This window comes from Flavobacterium amniphilum (genome assembly GCF_023634845.1).
In the GTDB taxonomy this organism is placed as follows: Bacteria; Bacteroidota; Bacteroidia; order Flavobacteriales; family Flavobacteriaceae; genus Flavobacterium; species Flavobacterium amniphilum.
The window spans coordinates 103,712-124,358 of record NZ_JAMLJL010000004.1 but is presented as its reverse complement, the minus strand read 5'-3'; the positions used below and the strand labels follow the sequence as shown (position 1 = coordinate 124,358).

Below are 20,647 nucleotides of genomic sequence, written 5' to 3'. Positions count from 1 at the left end.
TTAGCTCTTCTTAGGTAAAAACACCATTATTAAGATAATAATCACTGTAATAGTAAGGAATATGCTGACACCTTTTCTGTTGGCAAAATTCACAGTCCATCCCATCCATTCAATTCTTTTATTTACCCATCCTCTCGGATCTTCCGGATTGTAATAAATTGATCCCCATTTCCAGTTTTTGGGATCATTATGCCATTGTTCAATCTGTTCTTTTGAAGGTTTCATGAAAAGAATTGTTAAAATTCAATTTTTGTTCTTCTTAATTCAAAGTTTTGTCCAAGATAAACGCGGCGTACCATTTCGTCTTCAACCAATTCTTCCGGAACACCGGCTTTCAGAATTCCACCTTCAAACATTAAGTAGGTTTTATCGGTGATGGCAAGGGTTTCCTGTACGTTATGGTCGGTAATCAAAATTCCGATGTTTTTATTTTTTAATTTGGCGACAATACGCTGAATATCCTCCACTGCAACAGGGTCAACTCCTGCGAATGGTTCGTCCAAAAGGATAAATTTCGGATCGGTTGCCAAACAACGTGCAATTTCAGTACGGCGACGCTCACCACCTGAAAGTAAGTCACCACGGTTTGTGCGGATATGTCCTAAGGAAAATTCATTGATTAAATCTTCCATTTTGGCTTCCTGTTCCTGTTTGGTCAAATTTGTCAATTGCAGTACACTCATGATATTGTCTTCAATTGTCATTTTTCTGAAAACAGAAGCTTCCTGAGCAAGATAACCAATACCGTTTTGGGCGCGTTTGTACATCGGGAAATCGGTGATGTTCATGTCATCGAGGTAAATATTTCCTGAATTTGGTTTTACCAATCCTACAATCATGTAAAAGGAAGTTGTTTTCCCGGCACCGTTCGGACCTAATAATCCTACGATTTCACCTTGGTTTACTTCAACCGAAATACCTTTAACAACCGTTCTTTTTTTGTAGGTTTTGATTAAATTATCTGCTCTTAATATCATTTTCTTAAGTTACTGGATTTTTGCAAATTAACGAATAACTGGATAATCAGTTAGCTGAATTAACAATTATTTAGTTTTGTTTTTGTTGGCTTACTGTCCTGATTCTTCGAGTGCTTCCCAAAATTCATAAGCTCTTCTCAAATGCGGAATTACGATTGTTCCGCCAACTAAAGTCGCAACACTCATGGCTTCCATCATTTCTTTTCTGTTGATCCCTAATTTATAACAGGTTTCCAAGTGATATTTGATACAATCATCACAACGTAATACTGCCGAGGCTACTAAACCCAGTAATTCTTTTGTTTTTACATCCAAAGCACCTTCTGCATACGTGTTGGTGTCTAAATTGAAAATGCGCTTGATGACTTTGTTGTCGTCAGCCAATAATTTTTCGTTCATTTTTGAACGATAGTCGTTAAACTCTTGTACTAAGTTGCTCATTTTTTTCTTGTTTTTTTACTACAAATTTAGAAATCAGAATACTTATTTCGTATATCAAAAGCATTGGTACTGCTACGGTAACCTGACTTACAACATCCGGAGGTGTTACGATGGCAGCTATGATTAATACTATAACTACTGCGTATTTTCGGGTGTTTTGTAAGAAGGTTGGAGTTACCAATCCTAATTTGGTCAGTAAATAGATGATGATGGGTAATTCAAAGAATAAACCACCTGCAATTACTGAGGTTTTGATCATACTGATGTACGATTCCAGATTGAATTCGTTTTTTACCACATCAGCCACTGAAAAGGTTGCCACGAAATTAACAGACATTGGTACTATCACATAATAACCAAACAATACTCCGATGAAAAAGAGTAATGATGCGGTAAGTACGAATACTTTTGCATATTTACGTTCGCTCTCATATAATGCCGGACTGATGAATTTCCACACTTCCCATAAAAGATAAGGGAATCCTAAGATGAAGCCGGCTGTGATACAGGTCCATACAAAAACATTAACCTGGCCTTCCATGGTTGTGTTTTGAATGGTGAATGGTAATTCCTCAATACAGATTGTTTCTGCAAAACCTAAGTAATGTGAGGCGTCACAGAAGAAACGGTAGGTGATAAAATCGACTTTTGTAGGGCCGAAAATGATTTCTTCAAAAATATAATCTGAAACAAAATACACCGCAACTGCCAATATTACAATTGCAATTGAACTTCTTACCAATAACCATCTTAATTCTTCAAGATGATCCAGAAATGACATTTCGCTTAAACTTTTCTTAGCCATTTTATATAATTCCTTCTTTTAAAATATCGTGAATGTGCAAGATGCCTACGTATTCGTTTTCATCTTCTACAACCATTTGTGTAATTGAAAAATTCTCCATGGTGTTGAATGCGTCTACTACCATTGAGTTGAGTTGGACTGTTTTAGGATTTACGGTCATAATATCTTTGGCAATCAATCCCGAAATAGTTTCATTCTTGTTGAGCATTCTTCGGATGTCTCCGTCAGTGATGATTCCGATTAATTTTCCTTCTTCAATTACGGCAGTAACACCTAAACGTTTTTCTGAAATTTCAACAATAACATCTTTTATCGATGTTGTAGGTGAAACCATTGGTTTGTGTGTTCTGTCCAGCATATCGGTAACGCGGAGTAATAATTTTTTTCCTAAAGCGCCACCGGGATGGTATTTGGCAAAATCCTCACTTCTGAAGTTTCTCATTTCCATCAAACTGACAGCTAATGCATCACCAAGGACTAATTGTGCAGTTGTACTGTTGGTAGGGGCTAAATTGTTTGGACAGGATTCTTTTTCCACAAAAGCATTTAAAACCAAATCGGATTCTTTGCCCAAAAAGGAAGTTAAATTAGCAGTCATTCCAATTAATGGATTGCCATAACGCTTTAATAGCGGAACCAATACCTTGATTTCTGGACTGTTGCCGCTTTTTGAAATGCAGATGATTACATCGTCAGATTGTACCATTCCAAGGTCGCCGTGGATGGCTTCTGCTGCGTGTAAAAACATACTGGGAGTTCCGGTTGAATTGAACGTGGCAACCATTTTTTGTGCAATGATGGCGCTTTTTCCAATTCCGGTAACCACTAGTCTTCCTTTGCAATTATATATCAGTTCAACAGATTTTGCAAAGTCCCCAGATAAGTAATTTACTAATTGTGCTATCGATTCACTTTGCGATAAGATGGTTTTTTTGGCGCTTGCCAAAATATTTTCTTTTGATATCAAAACAGAATAGTTTTAAATTTGTGTGTGAAAAAGAAATTTGTATCTTTATAAGTGCAAATTTATAAAAATACCTCGATTATAGAATGAATTCACACGAAATTGATATTCATAAGGAATTAAAAAAATATTTTGGTTTCGACCAGTTCAAAGGACTTCAGGAACAAGTGGTTCGGAGCATCGTTTCAGGAAAAAATACATTTGTCATCATGCCTACAGGTGGTGGAAAGTCATTGTGCTATCAATTACCGGCATTAATTCAGGACGGAACTGCTATTGTGGTTTCACCGCTGATTGCTTTGATGAAAAACCAGGTGGATGCTTTGCGCAGTTTGGGTTCTGAATTTGGAATTGCCCATGTTTTGAACTCTTCTTTGACCAAAACTGAAATTAATCAGGTAAAAAAAGATATTTCGTCAGGGTTAACTAAATTGCTCTATGTTGCACCGGAATCTTTGACAAAAGAAGAATATGTTGAGTTTCTGCGTAATGAAAAATTATCTTTTGTGGCAATCGATGAAGCACATTGTATCTCTGAATGGGGACATGATTTTAGACCCGAATACAGAAATTTACGCAATATAATCAAAGCTTTAGGAGATGTTCCGATCATTGGTTTAACGGCTACGGCAACTCCAAAAGTTCAGGAAGACATTCTTAAAAATCTTGATATGAGTGATGCTAATACGTTCAAGGCTTCATTCAACCGTCCAAATTTATTTTATGAAGTACGCACCAAAACCAAAAACGTTGAAGGCGATATAATCCGTTTTATCAAACAGCATAAAGGAAAATCAGGTGTTATTTATTGTTTATCCCGTAAAAAGGTTGAAGAAATTGCACAGGTTTTACAGGTAAACGGAATTTCCGCGGTTCCTTATCATGCGGGTTTGGATGCCAAGACAAGAGCAAAACATCAGGATATGTTTTTGATGGAAGATGTGGATGTCGTAGTGGCAACAATTGCATTCGGTATGGGAATTGATAAGCCGGATGTGCGTTTTGTAATCCATCACGATATTCCCAAGTCGCTTGAAAGTTACTACCAGGAAACCGGACGTGCAGGACGCGATGGAGGAGAAGGTCATTGTTTAGCCTACTACTCTTATAAAGATGTGGAAAAGTTAGAGAAGTTTATGGCCGGGAAGCCTGTTGCTGAACAGGAAGTTGGCTTCGCACTGCTTCAGGAAGTGGTTTCATATGCTGAAACTTCTTTGTCAAGACGTAAATTTTTGCTCCATTATTTTGGAGAAGAATTTGATAATGTCACAGGAGAAGGCGGGGATATGGATGATAATGTCCGTAATCCGAAGAAAAAAGTGGAAGCTAAGGATCAGGTTGTGATTTTATTGGAAGTAATCCGGGATACTAAAGAATTATACAAACCAAAAGAAGTTGTATTGACGTTAATCGGAAAGGTTAATGCAACAATAAAAGCACACCGTACTGACGCTCAGAAGTTTTTCGGTAAAGGAAAAGATTTTGAAGAGAAATACTGGATGGCATTAATCCGTCAGATTTTGGTTGACGGGTTGTTGTCCAAAGATATTGAGAGCTATGGTGTTTTAAAAGTTACTGAAAAAGGTCACGAATTTATCAAAAGTCCTCAGTCATTCATGATGACGGAAGATCATGAGTACAATGAAACGGAAGATGAAGCAATTGTAACGGCTTCTAAATCTTCCGGAACAGCTGATGAAGCCTTGATGGCCATGTTGATGGATTTGCGTAAAAAAGTCGCAAAAAAATTAGGAGTTCCCCCATTTGTAGTATTTCAGGAGCCTTCGCTTGAAGATATGGCGCTTAAATATCCAATTACCATTGATGAATTAAGTAATGTTCATGGTGTTGGAGAAGGGAAAGCTAAAAAATATGGTAAAGAATTTGTGGAACTGATTGCCCGTTATGTTGAAGATAACGATATAATCCGTCCGGACGACATGGTGGTTAAATCTACCGGTGCAAATTCGGCATTGAAATTGTATATTATCCAGAATATCGACCGGAAACTTCCGTTGGATGATATCGCTAAGGCCAAAGGTTTGGATATGGATGCCTTGCTAAAGGAAATGGAACAGATTGTATATTCCGGAACCAAGCTTAATATCAAGTACTGGCTGGACGATATTCTTGATGATGACCAACAGGAAGAAATTCACGACTATTTCATGGAATCGCATTCAGATAAAATCCAGGATGCCTTGGATGAGTTCGATGGGGACTATGATACGGAAGAATTGCGTTTAATGCGTATCCAGTTTATTAGTGAAGTTGCTAATTAATCTTTTAAAAAAATATGAAAAACCGTAATTGATTTACGGTTTTTTTATTCAAATATTTCTCCCCGATGTGGTTTTAAAGCATCACGCACCTGAATCATATTAGTGTCATCCACGACCATAAAAGCTATGGCATGCATATCATTGATGATTTCAAATCCTGTTATGTTTATTGGGAATTTTTCGATGACTATATATTCTTTTAAATGGATTTCATGATGTTCTGCAGTTTTGGCTGCGGCAGGTCCCCGGAAATCCCAAATGAGTTTAATTTGGCGTTGCATAAATTAGAATGACTTATTGTGATCCCGTAAAGTTACAAGTTGACAGCTTCATTTGGATAAAAAATCGCTTTAAATTACTAATTTTGCGGCTAATTCCTTTAGAAATAAAAATCCAATTAAAAGAATCTGTGTAAATGCCAAACGAATTACAAATACAGGTGACTCCCGAAACAGCTTTAAATGATATCTTGCTGAAAGAACATGTTGCTAAGTTAATGCAAACCAAAAGTGCAGAAATTAAACATATAACAATTTTAAAAAGATCAATAGATGCGCGTCAGAAAGCAATCAAAATCAATTTAAAAATCGTTGTTTTCTTTCAGGATGAAAAAGTTGTTGAAGAGACGGCTGAATTACCGGATTATAAAAATGTGGAAAATGCACAGGAAGTTATTGTTGTTGGTGCCGGACCTGCAGGTTTGTTTGCAGCTTTGCAATTGATCGAGTTGGGATTAAAACCAATAGTTATCGAGCGTGGAAAAGACGTTCGTGGACGACGCAGAGATTTGAAAGCGATTAACCGTGACGGAATTGTGAATGAAGATTCCAATTATTGTTTTGGAGAAGGTGGAGCCGGAACTTATTCGGATGGAAAACTATATACCCGGTCAAAAAAAAGAGGTGATGTAGATCGTATTTTGAAGTTATTGGTGGCTTTCGGGGCAACATCAGATATTTTGGTAGAGGCACATCCACACATCGGTACTAATAAATTGCCACAAATTATCCAGGATATCCGTGAGAAGATTATTGAATTTGGCGGAAAAGTCCTGTTTGAAACCCGTGTAACTGATATTGTTGTTAAAAATAATGAAGTGCAAGGGGTAACAATCCAGAACGGTGATGTAATTGAAGCAAAAAAAATTATTTTGGCAACCGGTCATTCGGCACGTGATGTTTTTGAATTACTGGACAGGAAGAAAATATTAATTGAAGCAAAACCATTTGCATTGGGTGTACGTGCTGAACATCCGCAAAGCCTTATTGACAGTATTCAGTATTCCTGTGATTTTAGAGGAGAATTTCTTCCTCCGGCACCCTATTCTATTGTGAAGCAAGTTAATGGCCGGGGAATGTATTCTTTCTGTATGTGTCCTGGAGGTGTTATTGCACCCTGTGCTACAAGTCCGGGCGAAGTGGTAACCAATGGCTGGTCTCCGTCAAAGCGTGATCAGGTAACTGCAAATTCAGGAATAGTGGTCGAATTGAAATTGGAAGATTTTAAACCTTTCGCTAAGCACGGTGCTTTGGCAGGTATGGAATTTCAAAAAGCAATCGAACAAAGGGCATGGCATCTTGCGGGGGAAAGTCAAAAAGTTCCTGCACAGCGATTGGTTGATTTTACACAAAACAAAGTTTCAAGTGATATTCCGAAAACATCGTATGTTCCGGGAACGACATCGGTTGAGTTAGGAGAGGTTTTTCCAGGATTTCTGACCCAGATTATGCGGGAAGGATTTGTACAGTTTGGGAAATCAATGAAAGGATATTATACGAATGACGCTATTTTACATGCGCCTGAAAGCAGAACTTCATCACCGGTGAGAATCCCGCGTGATCCATATACTTTGGAACATTTGGAAGTAAAGGGTTTGTATCCGTGTGGGGAAGGAGCCGGATATGCTGGTGGAATTATCTCTGCTGCAATTGATGGTGAAAAATGTGCGATTAAATGCGCAGAAAGTATATAATAAAAAAGCCTGAAATTTTTCAGGCTTTTTTATTGTTTCATTTACTGACATTTTTCGTAATGACTTATCATTTTTTCAAACATGTTGAATTTGTAATGATGAATTTTTAAAAGATCTTTTTTTTCTTCTTTACTTAGGTTATTGAATTCTTTTGTTAGTTGTTTTTGTTCTTCTCTCGAAGCTTTGAGGTCCTCTTTTGTTGATGACAGGAATTTTTTTTCCATGTTTTCAATTTCAGTTACAGCGGAAGGACAATCACTGAAAAGTTGTCTGAAAGGGTTCAAGATCCTTTCTTTCATGCTGAAAAGGGAAAACAGACCTACATTATAATAATTGATGGCGTAATCGTCTTTAGCGTTTTGATAATAAAAAGCTTCTTCCTGAAATGAACCTGAGCTGTCTCTGCCAGAGTAACGCAATCCATAAATGTTGATTTTTCCTTCTTTTAGCAAGGGTAGAAAAACTTTTAGGGATTTATCTCTTAGGTTTCCTTTGTTGTCAATTTCTTTTAATGCCAAAACTCTGTACACAGCGGTATAATTGTTCTCATACAACAATGTTATTTGTTTAATGTCGTCTATTGATAAATCCTTTACTTCTGCATTTTCCGAAACTTTAAATTTGACAATTTTGTCATCCAGGTTAAGTTCATGTTCTAAATTAGTGCTATAGCCGGCGGTTAAAATTCTTTGTTCAAGAAATGATCTTACCAATCCTGTTTCAGTGTGCCCATCATTAAAAAGGATTGTTGCTTTACTAAATCTCGCATTGACTGCAATATTGGCTAATAATAAAAAAAGTGTTAGGTGGGATTTCATGTGTTTTTAATTGTTTGTTAATTAGGGTTTGTAAGTCCAATTTAAGAATTAATCCCTATTAAAACTTCTTTTACGGTTTGATGGGGCCGAATTATTTTTTTTGTGTTGCGAAATCGTACTGTCTGATGTTTTTGGGAGGCTTGCTTCTTCTGTTTTACTTGAAGGAGCAATTAAAGTGTTTAGCTCTTTGATTTCAGTATCTGTCAGATCACGGTAACGTCCTAAAGCTACGTCGAGTGAAATGTTGATAATACGTGTGCGTTTCAATGCGGTAACTTCATAACCCAGATATTCACACATACGTCTGATTTGTCTGTTTAATCCCTGTGTCAAAATGATTTTGAAGACAAGTTTGCTTACCTGTTCTACTTTGCACTTTCGTGTTACTGTATCTAAAATTGGTACACCATTGCCCATTCTCTGAATAAAGCGGTCTGTTATTGGTTTGTTAACCGTTACAATGTATTCTTTTTCGTGGTTGTTGCGTGCACGTAAAATCTTGTTGACAATGTCGCCGTCATCAGTCATAAAAATTAAGCCTTCACTGGCTTTGTCCAAGCGGCCGATAGGGAAAATACGTTTGGGGTAGTTGATATAATCAACAATATTGTTTTTAACGTTTTGATTGGTGGTGCATTCGATACCAGCAGGTTTGTTGAAGGCCAGATAAACCGGTTTTGATGTTTTTTCCCGTATTAATTTCCCGTCAACGCGTATTTCGTCCTCAAGGGAAACTTTTGTTCCTAATTCAGGTGTTTTTCCATTAATGGTAATGCGTCCCTGTTCCAGAAGTTTGTCGGCTTCACGGCGTGAGCAATAGCCGGTTTCGGAAAGGAATTTATTGATTCGGGTTTTATTGTCTTCCATTTTGCAAAGGTATTGAAAAAAATAAAACCTGCTTTGTTTGCAGGTTTTAGTGATTTATATTGAATGTTAATTGAAATTATGCTTTTCTTCTTAAGTCAGCCATTTTGATTGCTGCAATAGCTGCTTCGGTGCCTTTGTTTCCGTGTTTGCCTCCACTGCGGTCGATGGATTGTTGCATGGTATTGTCTGTTAAAAGGCAGAAAATTACTGGAATATCGGTTTGGATATTTAAATCTTTTATGCCTTGTGTGACGCCTTCACAAACAAATTCGAAATGCATGGTTTCTCCTTTAATTACACAGCCGATGGTTATTACACAGTCTACTTGTTGTGTTTCAATCATTTTTTTAGCTCCGTAAACTAATTCAAAGCTTCCCGGAACATTCCATCTGACGATGTTTTGTGAAAGTGTACCGCAATCTAAAAGAGCTGCTTCCGCACCTTTGAATAATCCTTCAGTAATTTCTTCGTTCCATTCTGAAACAACAATCCCAAACCGAAAATCTTTCGCGTTTGGGATTGTGTTTTTATCGTAATTTGATAAATTTTTATTTTCTGTAGCCATTTTATCTGGTTTTCGGTATGCAAATAATGCTTACCTTATTGCTGACTAATTATTGTGCTAATCCAATTAAAGCATCTATGTTTTGACCTTCTTGGGTGTCTTCATAGTTTTCTTTAATTTGGGTAAAATATTTTAAAGCATCTTCTTTTTTGCCTAATGTTAAAGCAACTTGGCCGGCTTTTAATAAGAAACGTGGAGTTGTTACTTCGTTTTTAGTACTTTCGGCAGCTTTAGCATAATATTCTAATGCTTCTTCCGGTTTGTTTAATTCAGATTTAGCATCACCGATAGCTCCAATAGCCAAAGCATTTACAAATTCGTCTTTTGTAGAGAAATCTGACAAATGTTCGATTGCTTTGTCAAATTTCTTAGTGTTTAAAAAAGCAATACCTGCATAATAGTTCGCTAAATTGCCTGCATCAGAACCGCCGTGGTTTTTAACGATGTCAAGAAAACCTTGTTTCCCGTCTCCACCGTTTAAAGCTAAATTGTATAAGGAATCGCTTGCTTCAGGAGCATCAACTGCCTGTTGGAAATATTTTTGGGCCTGATACATATCGCTTGCAGCATTATTTTCTGCAGGACCTGCGATAAATTTTTGGTATAATAAGTAACCGGCAACCAATAAAGCGATTCCACCAACTACCCCTAAAATGATATTCTGGTTTTTAGCAACGAACTCTTCAGTTTTTGAAGCTGTTTCGTCTAAAGTGTTGAATACATTAGCAGTTGTGCTGTCTTTTTCCTCGATAGTGATTTCATTTTCTAAATCAGCTACATTTTCTACCTTTTCAGCTTCTGGTTTCGGAGCTTTGTATCCTCTTTTATTATATGTTGCCATTTGTATTTTAATTAGTGAGGTGCAAAAATAAAATTTTTATTGAGAAACAAAACAAGTTTTTACTATATTTTTAATAATTTGCGTGCACTTTAGCGACTTTGTTTGCGAACTCACAATTGACAGTATTTTATGTACTTAAAAAAAATTTCAGCATTAAATTTTAAAAATTTCGATGAAGTTCATTTCGAATTTGAGCATAAAATTAATTGTTTTGTGGGAAAAAACGGTGTTGGAAAAACTAATATTCTGGATGCAATTTATCATTTGGCATTCGGAAAAAGTTATTTTAATTCGCTTGCTGTCCAGAATATAAAGCACGGAGAGGATTTTTTTGTAATTGATGGTGAGTTTGAAAAGCAAAACCGTACGGAGCAAATTTTGTGCAGTCTGAAAAAAGGACAGAAAAAAATTCTCAAGAGAAACGGTAAATTGTATGAGAAATTCTCGGATCATATGGGCTTTATTCCTTTGGTGATTATTTCTCCCACTGATGCCGATTTGATCAGGGAAGGGAGTGAAACACGCAGAAAGTTTATGGATAGTGTAATTTCGCAATTGGATCCTTTGTATTTACAGGATCTGATTTATTACCAGAAAGTACTCATGCAACGGAATGCACTGTTGAAATATTTTGCGCTAAACCGGGTTTTTGAAATTGAAACGCTCGAAATCTATAATGAGCAACTTGCTGAATCCGGGACGCGTATTTTTAATAAAAGAAAAGAATTTCTCTCTCAGTTTATTCCAATTTTCAATACTTATTATCAGGATATTTCCAATTCGTCCGAAAAAGTACAGTTGGTTTATGAAAGTCAGTTACAGGAGCTGGATTTGAATACTCTTTTGAAAGAAGCAATTAATAAAGACAGGGCGCTGCAATACACCAGTGTGGGAAGTCATAAGGATGACCTGTCTTTCGAAATAGAAAATTATCCAATCAAAAAATTTGGCTCTCAAGGCCAGCAAAAATCATTTTTGATTGCTTTGAAATTGGCTCAGTTTGAGTTTGTGAAAAACCAAAGTGGGGAAAAACCTATTCTTTTATTTGATGATATTTTTGATAAATTGGATGAAGTAAGGGTTTCAAAGATTGTTTCCATGGTTGATAATGATAGTTTTGGTCAATTGTTTATTTCAGATACACATCCTGAACGTACTGAAAGTATTGTGAAACAGACACATCAGAGCTATAAGATTTTCAATATTTAATTTATATCTTAGCATAAATTTTTTAAAAATGAAGAATGTAATTTTAAGTACTTTAATTATGGTTTCGGCTGTATTTACAGCTTGTAAAGGACAAAATGATAAAGCTGTGACTAATTTAGAACCTAAAGTTTTTGCTGAAAAAATAGCAGCTTCTGGCAGCGCCCAACTTTTAGATGTAAGAACTCCTGAAGAATTCAGTGTCCAGCATTTGGATAATGCCATGAATATAAATATCAACCATACGGGGTTTGATAAAGAAGTAGCGCAGTTGGATAAAAACAAACCGGTTTATGTTTATTGTCTGGCAGGAGGAAGAAGCTCCAAAGCAGCTAATCATTTGGCTGAATTAGGTTTCAAAGAAGTATATAATATGGAAGGCGGCATCACGAAATGGAATGCTTCGGGATTAGGAAAGCCGGTTAAGAATAATGAAGGTATTACTTTGGAACAGTACCAAAAATTAGTAAAATCTGATAAAAAGGTATTGATCGATTTTTATGCCGAATGGTGTGGTCCATGTAAAAAAATGGCTCCTTACATGGAGAAAATGAAAGCTGAGTTGAAAGATGAATTGGTTATCATTAAAATTGATGCCGATAAAAATCAGGAACTGGCGCAACAATTACAAATACAAGGATTGCCAACGCTTATTTTGTATAAAAAAGGTGAAGAAATCTGGAAGAATTTAGGATTTATCAATGAAGCCGACTTAAAAGCAAAGCTATAATGTTTACCAAAGAAGCTATTCAGTTTTTAGAAGATCTCAAAAATAATAATGCAACCGAATGGATGCATGAAAATAAGAAACGCTACGAATCATATAAAAAGGATTATCATCAGTTGATTGCTGAAGTTTTGGGAAAAATGAAGCCATTGGATCCAACTTTAGATCAACTTGAAGTTAAAAATTGTACGTTTAGGATTAACAGGGATATTCGTTTTTCGAAGGATAAATCGCCTTATAAAACCAATATGGGGATTTGGATGACGACTAACCGGAACCGTAAAAACAGCGCAGGTTATTATGTGCATTATGAAAAAGGGAATTCGTTTGTGGCCGGAGGTATTTGGTGTCCTGAAGCAGAAGATCTGAAGAAAATCAGAAAGGAAATCGCTTTCTTTCATGATGATCTTGAAAAAGTAGTCGAAGATAAGGTTTTTAAAAAGGAATTTGGTGCGATCGATGTTGAAGAAGGTAATGTATTGAAATCGGCGCCTAAAGGCTATGAAGCAAATCATCCTGCAATCGAATTTTTAAAACTGAAAAGTTTTACCGTTTCCCAAAAAATTGATGATAAATTGTTTTTGGACAAGGATTTTGCCCAAAAAATTGCCGAAAAGCTGATTTTGATCAAACCATTGAATGACTTTTTAAACCGCGGATTAGAAACAGAAGAATAGTCTGCTATCATATTTTATAATTCACAATTCATATAATTTCATGGAAATTAAACCTAATTTCTCTCTTAAAAAATACAACACATTTGGTATCGATGCTAAGGCAAAAGAATTTGTTGCAGTGCATTCGGTGGCCGATTTGAAAGAAGTGCTTGAAGAAAACGATACAAAGAAAAAATTTGTTCTCGGTGGTGGCAGTAATATGCTTTTGACCCAGGATGTTGATGCTTTGGTTGTTCATATTGACTTGAAAGGGAAGAAGGTTGTCAAAGAAGACGAAAATTTTGTCTGGGTTGAAGGGCAGGCTGGTGAAAACTGGCATGAATTTGTGCTTTGGAACATTGAAAATAATTTCGGTGGATTGGAAAATATGTCGCTGATTCCGGGAAATGTGGGAACAACACCGGTTCAGAATATAGGTGCATACGGCGCTGAAATCAAAGATACTTTTGTTTCGTGTGATGCCATGCATATCGCGACGCGTGAAATGAGGACTTTTAATCGTGAAGAATGTAATTTCGGTTACCGTGAGAGTATTTTTAAACAGGAGGTAAAAGATCAATACATCATTACTTCAGTTGTTTTTAAATTGACCAAAAAGAATCATAAAGTCAATATTTCTTATGGTGATATTACCAAAGAACTGGAAAAAAATAATATTACAGAACCAACTATAAAAGATGTTAGTAATGCGGTGATTGCAATCCGTCAAAGTAAATTGCCTGATCCGAAGGAATTGGGTAACAGTGGTAGTTTTTTCAAAAATCCGGTGATAACAAAGGAGCATTTTGAAAAAATACATCTACAATTTCCCGAAATGAAGTATTATGTGGTTTCACCAACAGAAGTGAAGGTTCCTGCCGGTTGGCTTATTGAACAGGCCGGTTTTAAAGGAATGCGAATCGGTGATGCGGGAGTTCACAAAAACCAAGCGCTTGTTTTGGTCAATTACGGGAATGCTACTGGTGCAGAAATTGTAAATCTGTCCAAAGAAATCCAGAAAACAATTTTTGAAAAATATACCATTGCAATTCAAGCAGAGGTTAACATTATTTAATTTCTAAGAGTTACTGTAGATGGAAAAGTTTTTTTTTCTTTTTGTTTCCCTATTTGTATCGGTTAATGTTTATTCACAGACTGTGACTTATGAAGATTTCAAATTGCTTATTCCTTTTGTTCAGAATGAAAATTATAAGGAAGTATTTGAGAAATCTAATGAAATTCTGAGTAAGACTGTTGATGATTCTTCAGATTTAAGAGGGATTGTGTCTTATATGAATCTGTATGCTTCGGCAGGTATGGTTACTGTTGATCAGATGAGTTATGAAGATTTTGTTAAGCATTCTGATAGATTTGTGGGTAAAAGATTGGTTATGGCAGCACATCCTTGTGTATCTTCTGAAGATATGGCCTCTAATTCAATTAAGTTTGTTGAAGACGATGGAAAGCAAAGAGCTATGGTGATTACTAACAATAAGCAAAAAGTGAACATCCTTTTCTTTGAGTATTTTTCTTTTTCCGAAAAACAAAATCCGGAAGACTATATAGGTAAAAATGTAAGATCAGGTGGGATTTTGGAAAAAATAGAAGTTAATCCGAATAAATCCAAAATCTGGATTGCCCGATTGCATATGAAAGACTCTTTTGTAAGAACAATGACACCCCGTTAATTATGTATATTCCTGATCTTTTTAAAAACGAAAACCAAGAAGAAATCCGTCAATTTTTGAATGAGAACGGTTTTGCTATTTTGATTAATCAAACAAACGGTAAACTTTGGGGAACGCATACGCCTTTATTCCTTGAAGTTGCTTCTGACAATTCGGTTGTTTTGGGCGGACATATCGCAAGAGAAAATCCGCAGGCAGTTCATTTTAAAGACGGACAAGAGGTTTTGGCTATTTTTAATGGACCGCATACTTATATTTCGCCTTCCTGGTATGATCATGAAAATGTGCCCACATGGAATTATATTGCCGTACATGTGTATGGAAAACTTCGGTTGCTGGATTATGATGAATCAGTAGCTTCTTTGATAAAATTGGTGAATAAGTATGAGAAAAATCAGGAAAATCCGATGAGGGTTGAAGAGCTTTCCCGAAAAACCATGATGCAGGCACGTGGTATTCTTGCTTTTGAAATCAATGTAACCGAAATCCAGGCCGTGAAAAAAATGTCGCAAAACCGCGATGATAAAAACTATAAAAATATTATTGGTCATTTAGAAAAATCGGGTCGGACGGATGATCAGGAAGTTGCTGACGAAATGCGAAAAAACAGAACAAATCTGTAAGGCTAATTCTGTAAACTGATAACTTTTTTACTACCTTTGCGCCAAAATTTGAATGAAGTTTATGGAGCAATTTTTACTTGTTTTACTTATCGTTTTCTTAGCTGTGGTCGCCATTCAGGCGGTGTATTACCTATTGATTTTTGGTAAGTTCTCATTTGCTAAAAATGAAAAAATAGCTCCGAAACACATATCGGTTTCTGTAATTGTCTGTGCTAAAAATGAGGAGGAAAATATTAAAAATTACCTCCCGCTTTTATTAAATCAGGATTACCCAAGCTATGAAGTTGTTGTGATTGATGATGCTTCAAGTGATGAAACAATCGCTTTGATTGAAGATTTTCAGACAAGACATGCTAATTTAAAATTGGTTAAAGTTGAAAATAACGAAGCTTTCTGGGGGAATAAGAAATTTGCCTTGACTTTAGGGATCAAAGCGGCTACCAAAGAGTATTTATTGTTTACAGATGCTGATTGCTATCCGGCTTCAACAGAATGGATTGCCGAAATGACTTCACATTTTACCATGCACAAAACATTTGTTTTAGGATACGGAGCTTATGAAAAAGAACCGGGGTTCTTAAATAAATTAATCCGTTTTGAAACTTTATTGACAGCTACACAATACTTCGGATGGGCTAAAATTGGAAAGCCTTATATGGGCGTTGGACGTAATTTGGCTTATAAAAGAGAAGAGTTTTTTAAAGTAAACGGGTTTATCAACCACATGAAATTACGTTCAGGTGACGATGATTTGTTTATAAATGAAGCGTCTACTAAAGCAAAAACTGCCATATCTTTCAATCCGGAAGGATTTACATATTCAAGAGCAAAAGAATCTTTCGGTGCATGGTTTATGCAAAAAAGACGCCATGTTTCTACTGCAAAGTATTATAAAGGATTTGATAAATCACAGTTGGCGTTGTTTTATTGTACCCAACTTTTCTTTTTTATCTTACCAATTCCGTTATTGTTACTTCAATTCCAATGGATAATCGTTTTGGGAGCTATAGGGTTCAGGTATATCGCTTCTTGGATTTCTTTGGGATTCTCTGCAGGGAAATTGGAAGAAAAAGACGTGATGTATTGGTATCCTATTTTGGAAATTATTCTTATCTTCACACAAATAAACGTGTTTTTTAGAAACATTTTTTCAAAACCAGTTACTTGGAAATAAAAAAATACATCGATAAGGCCATTCGCGGGGACCAAGTGGCATTTACGTATTTGCTTGACAAATATTGGAGTGAAGTCTATGGATTTATGTTATTGCGGACCGAAAATGAAACAGATGCGGAGGATATAACCATTGAAACTTTTTCGAAAGCTTTTGATAAAATTGCTACTTACAATCCTGAGTACCAATTTAATACTTGGTTAATTGCTATTGCTAAAAATGTGCACATCGATTTACTCCGAAAGAAAAAATCGTCACTTTTTATAGATATCACCGATGAAGAAGATGATATCGCTTATGGTATTGCTGATGATTCGCCTTCAGCCGAGGATCAGATAATTACAGAGCAAAACTTAAACCGCCTTCTTCAGTATATTAAAGAACTGAAGCCTGCTTATCAGGAAGTCATTCAAATGCGATATTTTCAGGAGATGAGTTATCAGGAAATTGCTGATGAACTTAATGAACCATTGAATAATGTGAAAATTAAATTGCTCAGGGCTAAAAAGCTATTGGCTGAAATTATCAAAAACGGTTAATTTATCAATATTTGTCTTAAAGGTTTGCGAATCTCTAACCTGAATTTTTATCTTTGGCCAAAAACCAAAAACAATGCAAACTTTCTCTAACCAGGAAAAACTCAAACATCTATTTTCTTTACCTGTAATTGTAGCTGCCTTAGGTTACTTTGTTGATATTTACGATTTACTACTCTTCGGTATTGTAAGAGTGCCAAGTCTTAAAGATCTAGGGTTGAACCCTGATATCTCAGGAACTTTGATTATGAACTGTCAAATGTTTGGATTGCTATTAGGTGGCATACTTTGGGGTGTTTTGGGAGATAAAAAAGGACGACTTTCCGTTCTTTTTGGTTCCATTATTGTATATTCTCTTGCTAACATTGCGTGTGGATTTCTTCCGCAATTTCCTATGGATGACAAAACAACAGTATATGCTTTGCTGCGTTTTATTGCCGGTATTGGTTTGGCTGGTGAATTGGGAGCGGGTATTACTTTAGTATCCGAATCATTGCCAAAAGAGCTAAGGGCGATTGGAACTTCAATAGTTGCGGGTTTTGGATTGATGGGAGCTGTGGTTGCACAACTTTCAGTTGAATTAGCAGGCAGTTGGACCACTGCTTATTTTATCGGTGGTACTTTAGGACTGCTGTTGCTGTTTTTACGTGTTGGAGTTGTAGAATCGGGGATTTATAAGGATATAGAAAAAGAAAGCAATGTGTCTAAAGGGAATTTTATTTCTTTTTTTACTAATGGAGAACGTCTTTTGCGTTATTTAAAATGTATTGCTATTGGTTTGCCAACTTGGTTCTGTATTGGGATTCTGGCAGTAATGGCTAATCAGTTTGCACCCGCATTGGGAATTCAGGATATAGTTCCCGGAAAAGCTATTATGTGGGGTTATGTTGGGATTTCTATTGGTGATTTTGCCAGCGGATTCATTTCACATGCGTTGAGTTCCCGCAAGAAAGCTATCTTATACATGATGTTATTTACGGTTGTAGGTGTGATTCTGTTGTTGTATGGAGGAACAAATTCGGAGAATATGTATTATTTCTATTGTGCCTGGTTAGGATTGGGAACCGGATATTGGGCGATGTTTGTGACTGTGGCAGCTGAACAATTCGGTACAAATATCAGAAGTACTGCCACGACTACCATACCTAATATGGTTAGGGGGTTGGTTCCTTTGATGTTGATGGGATTTGATTTTTTTAAGAAAGGTAGCGGAGTTATCGTAGCAGCAACTATAATCGGATTAATTGCTTTTATATTAGGAATATATTCAACACTTACAATAAAAGAAACACACAACAAGGATCTTGACTTTATAGAATAATCTAATATTCATTTCATATGAATTGTTAAATCCCTCTATGATTGATTTCATAGGGGGATTTTTTATACTATTTTTTTCTTCATCAGATTTGGTGATTATTTCAGGGGAAATACACCCTTCTCTTTTCCATTGTTTTTCCTTTTTTTTAGTTGGTTAAAATCCTTTATGAAATAGGGCTAATTGTCTGATAGCTAATAGTTTGATTGTTTGCAATTTTACACCATACAAAATCGGTGAAAATACAGGTAACGAACTAACAGTAAAAAAGATGGCAAAAAAAGCAGTAATTATAGGAATAAATGACTACGCACCGATAGGTGCCGGTGGTCCGGATTTAAACGGTTGTATCCCAGATGCACGTGATATGGCTAATACTTTGGTTATATGTGGTTTTTCTCCTTCTGATATCAGAATTCTGACGAATCAAAACGCCACAAAAAACAACATTATCACTTATATAAAATGGTTGTTGACAGGATGTAAATCAGGTGATTCATTAGTGTTGTACTATTCAGGTCATGGCACAAGAGTAGCTAACATAGGAACAGATTTGGAGTTGGATGGTTTAGATGAGGCAATTTGTCCGCATGATTATGCTACAGCCGGTTTTTTAAGAGATGACGATTTCAAAAGCCTCTTTAAAGGAAAAGTAAAAAAAGGTGTAAGCTTTGATGTGATTTTTGACTGTTGTCATTCCGGTACCGGAACAAGAAAAATGAATATGGGAGGTATAGACGGAATGTTCATGAATGAAACGCCGAGATTCATTCCACCTATGTTAGAAGATGAATTTTATTTCAATTTCGCCAAAAGTATTGAAAGTAAATCTGCTGAGTCAACAGAGGAAACCAAAGTAACAATCAAAAGTCTAAATAAAGTTCCGGATATGAATCATGTGCTTTGGGCCGGTTGTAAAGATAATCAGGTTTCGATGGAAGGTGATGTGTCTGGGATTACAAGAGGCTACTTCACTTATAACTTATGTAAAATACTTAGGGCAACAACAGGTAATATAACCCGTGAACTTCTGGATTCCCAAATTGCAAATTCTTTATCGGCAATGGGAGCGGCCCAAATTAACCAAACTGAAGGGAAATCAACAAAATTAAAACTGAAAATATTTGAATAAAGGTGGAATCCGAAAAACCTAAACAGAGTAGGAAAAATTAAAATCAAATAATATGACAACTAAGAAAAACGACAAACCTATGCTACAGGATGAGGTGAAAGGCTTGAAGCCTGTTAAAGCAAAAAGAAAAGTAGAGGTTGATGAAAATGGTGTCGAACAAATTGAAGCTATCGGTGTAAAAGTTTTAGAAAAGGGGACTAAATCTTTATCTGATCAAGCTCCGTTTTGTCCGGATCATTTAGATCAGGATTTTAATCCGAAAGCTGATAAAGCAGGATCAAAAACTCCAATTTTCATCGACAGAAACACATTCATGCAACAGGAAGGGAGTAGAACAATTTTTGGTGCAGACAACAGAACAGTTTATAATTCAACTGCTTACCCGTGGGGATGTGTAGGTAGGGTAGAAACTGCGCTGGGAGTTGGTAGTGGTGCCATGATTGGACCAAGACATTTATTAACATGTGCTCACGTAATTGATTTTAAAGCCGATGGTACAACCGGTTGGGTGAAATTTTCTCCAATGTACTACAATGGACCAAACGCAACTTTCGGAACAGCAAACGGTATTAAAACGTATTACAAATACAAAGTTAAAGGATCAGATGGTATAAACTCAACTGAACAACAGTATGATTATGTAGTTGTAGTACTTGACAGAAATGTTGGAAATCAAACTGGTTGGTTTGGAGCAAAAGCTTACACAGATTCTTGGGATGGTTTAGCTTCTTGGACTCATGCCGGATATCCAATGGATAAAACCGGTGCACAAAGACCAACTTACCAAAACAGTATTGCATTAGACGGTGATGCTTTTACAACTGATGCCCATGAAGCAATGTATCACCAAGGTGACATCTGGCCAGGACAAAGTGGTGGGCCATTTTGGGGCTATTGGGGTTCAACGCCTTATGTGGTTGCCGTTCAGAGTTGGCAAAATGCATCCAATAACGGTGCGAGCGGAGGTTCTGATTTAGTAGACTTGGTAAACAAAGCCAGAGCAGAATATCCTTAATTAAAAATCAATTTAAACAATAAACAAACATTAATTTAAA

At 36.2% G+C, this 20,647-nt stretch carries 23 protein-coding genes; 13 read left to right on the top strand and 10 right to left on the bottom strand.

Features of this window, described 5'->3' with window-relative positions; all coding sequences use genetic code 11:
• From NAT51_RS06130 to NAT51_RS06110, 5 genes are all read right to left on the bottom strand, one after another.
• The gene (locus tag NAT51_RS06130; RefSeq protein ID WP_250596575.1) at window positions 1-225 is read right to left on the bottom strand and encodes a DUF5808 domain-containing protein; all 225 of its coding nucleotides are present in this window, start codon (window positions 223-225) and stop codon (window positions 1-3) included.
• A gap of 11 nt (window positions 226-236) precedes the next feature.
• Entirely contained in the window at window positions 237-977 is a 741-nt protein-coding gene (lptB, locus tag NAT51_RS06125) for an LPS export ABC transporter ATP-binding protein (RefSeq protein ID WP_250596568.1), read from the bottom strand.
• A 90-nt stretch (window positions 978-1,067) separates the two neighbouring features.
• The gene (locus NAT51_RS06120; RefSeq protein WP_250596566.1) at window positions 1,068-1,418 is read right to left on the bottom strand and encodes a carboxymuconolactone decarboxylase family protein; all 351 of its coding nucleotides are present in this window, start codon (window positions 1,416-1,418) and stop codon (window positions 1,068-1,070) included.
• On the bottom strand, window positions 1,393-2,223 hold the full coding sequence (gene tatC / locus NAT51_RS06115) for a twin-arginine translocase subunit TatC (RefSeq protein WP_250596564.1): 831 nt from the start codon (window positions 2,221-2,223) through the stop codon (window positions 1,393-1,395). The genes NAT51_RS06120 and tatC overlap by 26 nt, the downstream gene beginning before the upstream one ends.
• 1 nt (window position 2,224) lies before the next feature.
• Window positions 2,225-3,190, bottom strand: coding sequence for a KpsF/GutQ family sugar-phosphate isomerase (locus NAT51_RS06110; protein WP_250596562.1), 966 nt, complete (start codon window positions 3,188-3,190; stop codon window positions 2,225-2,227).
• A gap of 83 nt (window positions 3,191-3,273) precedes the next feature.
• Here NAT51_RS06110 and recQ point away from each other — a divergent pair, with 83 nt between their 5' ends.
• Window positions 3,274-5,469, top strand: coding sequence for a DNA helicase RecQ (recQ, locus tag NAT51_RS06105; RefSeq protein ID WP_250596561.1), 2,196 nt, complete (start codon window positions 3,274-3,276; stop codon window positions 5,467-5,469).
• 44 nt (window positions 5,470-5,513) lie between these two features.
• Here the strand turns inward: recQ and NAT51_RS06100 are convergent, their stop codons facing one another.
• Window positions 5,514-5,750 (bottom strand): hypothetical protein, encoded by a 237-nt coding sequence (locus NAT51_RS06100; RefSeq protein WP_250596559.1) that lies wholly within the window; start codon window positions 5,748-5,750, stop codon window positions 5,514-5,516.
• 134 nt (window positions 5,751-5,884) lie between these two features.
• On the opposite strand from NAT51_RS06100, the gene NAT51_RS06095 reads away from it, so the two are divergent.
• A complete protein-coding gene (locus NAT51_RS06095; protein ID WP_250596557.1) occupies window positions 5,885-7,441 on the top strand; it encodes an NAD(P)/FAD-dependent oxidoreductase in 1,557 nt (518 codons plus the stop codon).
• Between the two features lie 41 nt (window positions 7,442-7,482).
• On the opposite strand, the gene NAT51_RS06090 is transcribed toward NAT51_RS06095, so the two are convergent.
• The 4 genes from NAT51_RS06090 to NAT51_RS06075 all read right to left on the bottom strand — a co-directional run bounded on the left by NAT51_RS06090 (window position 7,483) and on the right by NAT51_RS06075 (window position 10,532).
• On the bottom strand, window positions 7,483-8,259 hold the full coding sequence (locus tag NAT51_RS06090; protein WP_250596555.1) for a hypothetical protein: 777 nt from the start codon (window positions 8,257-8,259) through the stop codon (window positions 7,483-7,485).
• Between the two features lie 48 nt (window positions 8,260-8,307).
• Window positions 8,308-9,126 carry a 23S rRNA pseudouridine(2604) synthase RluF gene (gene rluF, locus NAT51_RS06085; protein ID WP_250596553.1) on the bottom strand — a complete coding sequence of 273 codons (819 nt, stop codon included), beginning with the start codon at window positions 9,124-9,126 and terminating at the stop codon, window positions 8,308-8,310.
• A gap of 76 nt (window positions 9,127-9,202) precedes the next feature.
• Window positions 9,203-9,691 carry a 6,7-dimethyl-8-ribityllumazine synthase gene (ribH, locus tag NAT51_RS06080; protein ID WP_250596551.1) on the bottom strand — a complete coding sequence of 163 codons (489 nt, stop codon included), beginning with the start codon at window positions 9,689-9,691 and terminating at the stop codon, window positions 9,203-9,205.
• A gap of 49 nt (window positions 9,692-9,740) precedes the next feature.
• Complete coding sequence (locus NAT51_RS06075) at window positions 9,741-10,532, bottom strand: tetratricopeptide repeat protein (protein WP_250596549.1); 792 nt, start codon at window positions 10,530-10,532, stop codon at window positions 9,741-9,743.
• Window positions 10,533-10,661: 129 nt separating this feature from the next.
• Between NAT51_RS06075 and recF the strand changes: the two genes are divergently transcribed.
• The 11 genes from recF to NAT51_RS06020 all read left to right on the top strand — a co-directional run bounded on the left by recF (window position 10,662) and on the right by NAT51_RS06020 (window position 20,607).
• Window positions 10,662-11,741: a DNA replication/repair protein RecF gene (recF, locus tag NAT51_RS06070; protein WP_250596547.1), complete on the top strand. Its 1,080-nt coding sequence runs from the start codon at window positions 10,662-10,664 to the stop codon at window positions 11,739-11,741.
• 28 nt (window positions 11,742-11,769) lie between these two features.
• The gene (trxA, locus tag NAT51_RS06065; RefSeq protein WP_250596540.1) at window positions 11,770-12,468 is read left to right on the top strand and encodes a thioredoxin; all 699 of its coding nucleotides are present in this window, start codon (window positions 11,770-11,772) and stop codon (window positions 12,466-12,468) included.
• Window positions 12,468-13,142 (top strand): DUF2461 domain-containing protein, encoded by a 675-nt coding sequence (locus NAT51_RS06060; RefSeq protein ID WP_250596538.1) that lies wholly within the window; start codon window positions 12,468-12,470, stop codon window positions 13,140-13,142. Before trxA ends, NAT51_RS06060 begins: the two co-directional genes overlap by 1 nt.
• A gap of 40 nt (window positions 13,143-13,182) precedes the next feature.
• Window positions 13,183-14,196: a UDP-N-acetylmuramate dehydrogenase gene (gene murB, locus NAT51_RS06055; protein WP_250596535.1), complete on the top strand. Its 1,014-nt coding sequence runs from the start codon at window positions 13,183-13,185 to the stop codon at window positions 14,194-14,196.
• 19 nt (window positions 14,197-14,215) lie between these two features.
• On the top strand, window positions 14,216-14,809 hold the full coding sequence (locus tag NAT51_RS06050) for a hypothetical protein (RefSeq protein WP_250596533.1): 594 nt from the start codon (window positions 14,216-14,218) through the stop codon (window positions 14,807-14,809).
• Between the two features lie 2 nt (window positions 14,810-14,811).
• A complete protein-coding gene (locus tag NAT51_RS06045; protein WP_250596531.1) occupies window positions 14,812-15,432 on the top strand; it encodes an FMN-binding negative transcriptional regulator in 621 nt (206 codons plus the stop codon).
• A 61-nt stretch (window positions 15,433-15,493) separates the two neighbouring features.
• Complete coding sequence (locus NAT51_RS06040; RefSeq protein WP_250596523.1) at window positions 15,494-16,606, top strand: glycosyltransferase; 1,113 nt, start codon at window positions 15,494-15,496, stop codon at window positions 16,604-16,606.
• Window positions 16,597-17,145: an RNA polymerase sigma factor gene (locus NAT51_RS06035; RefSeq protein ID WP_250596521.1), complete on the top strand. Its 549-nt coding sequence runs from the start codon at window positions 16,597-16,599 to the stop codon at window positions 17,143-17,145. Before NAT51_RS06040 ends, NAT51_RS06035 begins: the two co-directional genes overlap by 10 nt.
• Before the next feature lie 73 nt (window positions 17,146-17,218).
• Window positions 17,219-18,463 (top strand): MFS transporter, encoded by a 1,245-nt coding sequence (locus tag NAT51_RS06030; protein ID WP_250596519.1) that lies wholly within the window; start codon window positions 17,219-17,221, stop codon window positions 18,461-18,463.
• Between the two features lie 268 nt (window positions 18,464-18,731).
• Window positions 18,732-19,592 carry a caspase family protein gene (locus NAT51_RS06025; protein WP_250596517.1) on the top strand — a complete coding sequence of 287 codons (861 nt, stop codon included), beginning with the start codon at window positions 18,732-18,734 and terminating at the stop codon, window positions 19,590-19,592.
• Between the two features lie 52 nt (window positions 19,593-19,644).
• On the top strand, window positions 19,645-20,607 hold the full coding sequence (locus NAT51_RS06020) for a trypsin-like serine peptidase (protein ID WP_250596515.1): 963 nt from the start codon (window positions 19,645-19,647) through the stop codon (window positions 20,605-20,607).
• The last annotated feature ends 40 nt before the right edge of the window (window positions 20,608-20,647 follow it).

Coding starts and splice junctions, on each gene's coding strand:
- NAT51_RS06130 (WP_250596575.1), bottom strand. CDS start 225: ATGAAACCTTCAAAAGAACAGATTGAACAATGGCATAATGATCCCAAA.
- lptB (WP_250596568.1), bottom strand. CDS start 977: ATGATATTAAGAGCAGATAATTTAATCAAAACCTACAAAAAAAGAACG.
- NAT51_RS06120 (WP_250596566.1), bottom strand. CDS start 1,418: ATGAGCAACTTAGTACAAGAGTTTAACGACTATCGTTCAAAAATGAAC.
- tatC (WP_250596564.1), bottom strand. CDS start 2,223: ATGGCTAAGAAAAGTTTAAGCGAAATGTCATTTCTGGATCATCTTGAA.
- recQ (WP_250596561.1), top strand. CDS start 3,274: ATGAATTCACACGAAATTGATATTCATAAGGAATTAAAAAAATATTTT.
- NAT51_RS06100 (WP_250596559.1), bottom strand. CDS start 5,750: ATGCAACGCCAAATTAAACTCATTTGGGATTTCCGGGGACCTGCCGCA.
- NAT51_RS06095 (WP_250596557.1), top strand. CDS start 5,885: ATGCCAAACGAATTACAAATACAGGTGACTCCCGAAACAGCTTTAAAT.
- NAT51_RS06090 (WP_250596555.1), bottom strand. CDS start 8,259: ATGAAATCCCACCTAACACTTTTTTTATTATTAGCCAATATTGCAGTC.
- rluF (WP_250596553.1), bottom strand. CDS start 9,126: ATGGAAGACAATAAAACCCGAATCAATAAATTCCTTTCCGAAACCGGC.
- ribH (WP_250596551.1), bottom strand. CDS start 9,691: ATGGCTACAGAAAATAAAAATTTATCAAATTACGATAAAAACACAATC.
- NAT51_RS06075 (WP_250596549.1), bottom strand. CDS start 10,532: ATGGCAACATATAATAAAAGAGGATACAAAGCTCCGAAACCAGAAGCT.
- recF (WP_250596547.1), top strand. CDS start 10,662: ATGTACTTAAAAAAAATTTCAGCATTAAATTTTAAAAATTTCGATGAA.
- trxA (WP_250596540.1), top strand. CDS start 11,770: ATGAAGAATGTAATTTTAAGTACTTTAATTATGGTTTCGGCTGTATTT.
- NAT51_RS06060 (WP_250596538.1), top strand. CDS start 12,468: ATGTTTACCAAAGAAGCTATTCAGTTTTTAGAAGATCTCAAAAATAAT.
- murB (WP_250596535.1), top strand. CDS start 13,183: ATGGAAATTAAACCTAATTTCTCTCTTAAAAAATACAACACATTTGGT.
- NAT51_RS06050 (WP_250596533.1), top strand. CDS start 14,216: ATGGAAAAGTTTTTTTTTCTTTTTGTTTCCCTATTTGTATCGGTTAAT.
- NAT51_RS06045 (WP_250596531.1), top strand. CDS start 14,812: ATGTATATTCCTGATCTTTTTAAAAACGAAAACCAAGAAGAAATCCGT.
- NAT51_RS06040 (WP_250596523.1), top strand. CDS start 15,494: ATGGAGCAATTTTTACTTGTTTTACTTATCGTTTTCTTAGCTGTGGTC.
- NAT51_RS06030 (WP_250596519.1), top strand. CDS start 17,219: ATGCAAACTTTCTCTAACCAGGAAAAACTCAAACATCTATTTTCTTTA.
- NAT51_RS06025 (WP_250596517.1), top strand. CDS start 18,732: ATGGCAAAAAAAGCAGTAATTATAGGAATAAATGACTACGCACCGATA.
- NAT51_RS06020 (WP_250596515.1), top strand. CDS start 19,645: ATGACAACTAAGAAAAACGACAAACCTATGCTACAGGATGAGGTGAAA.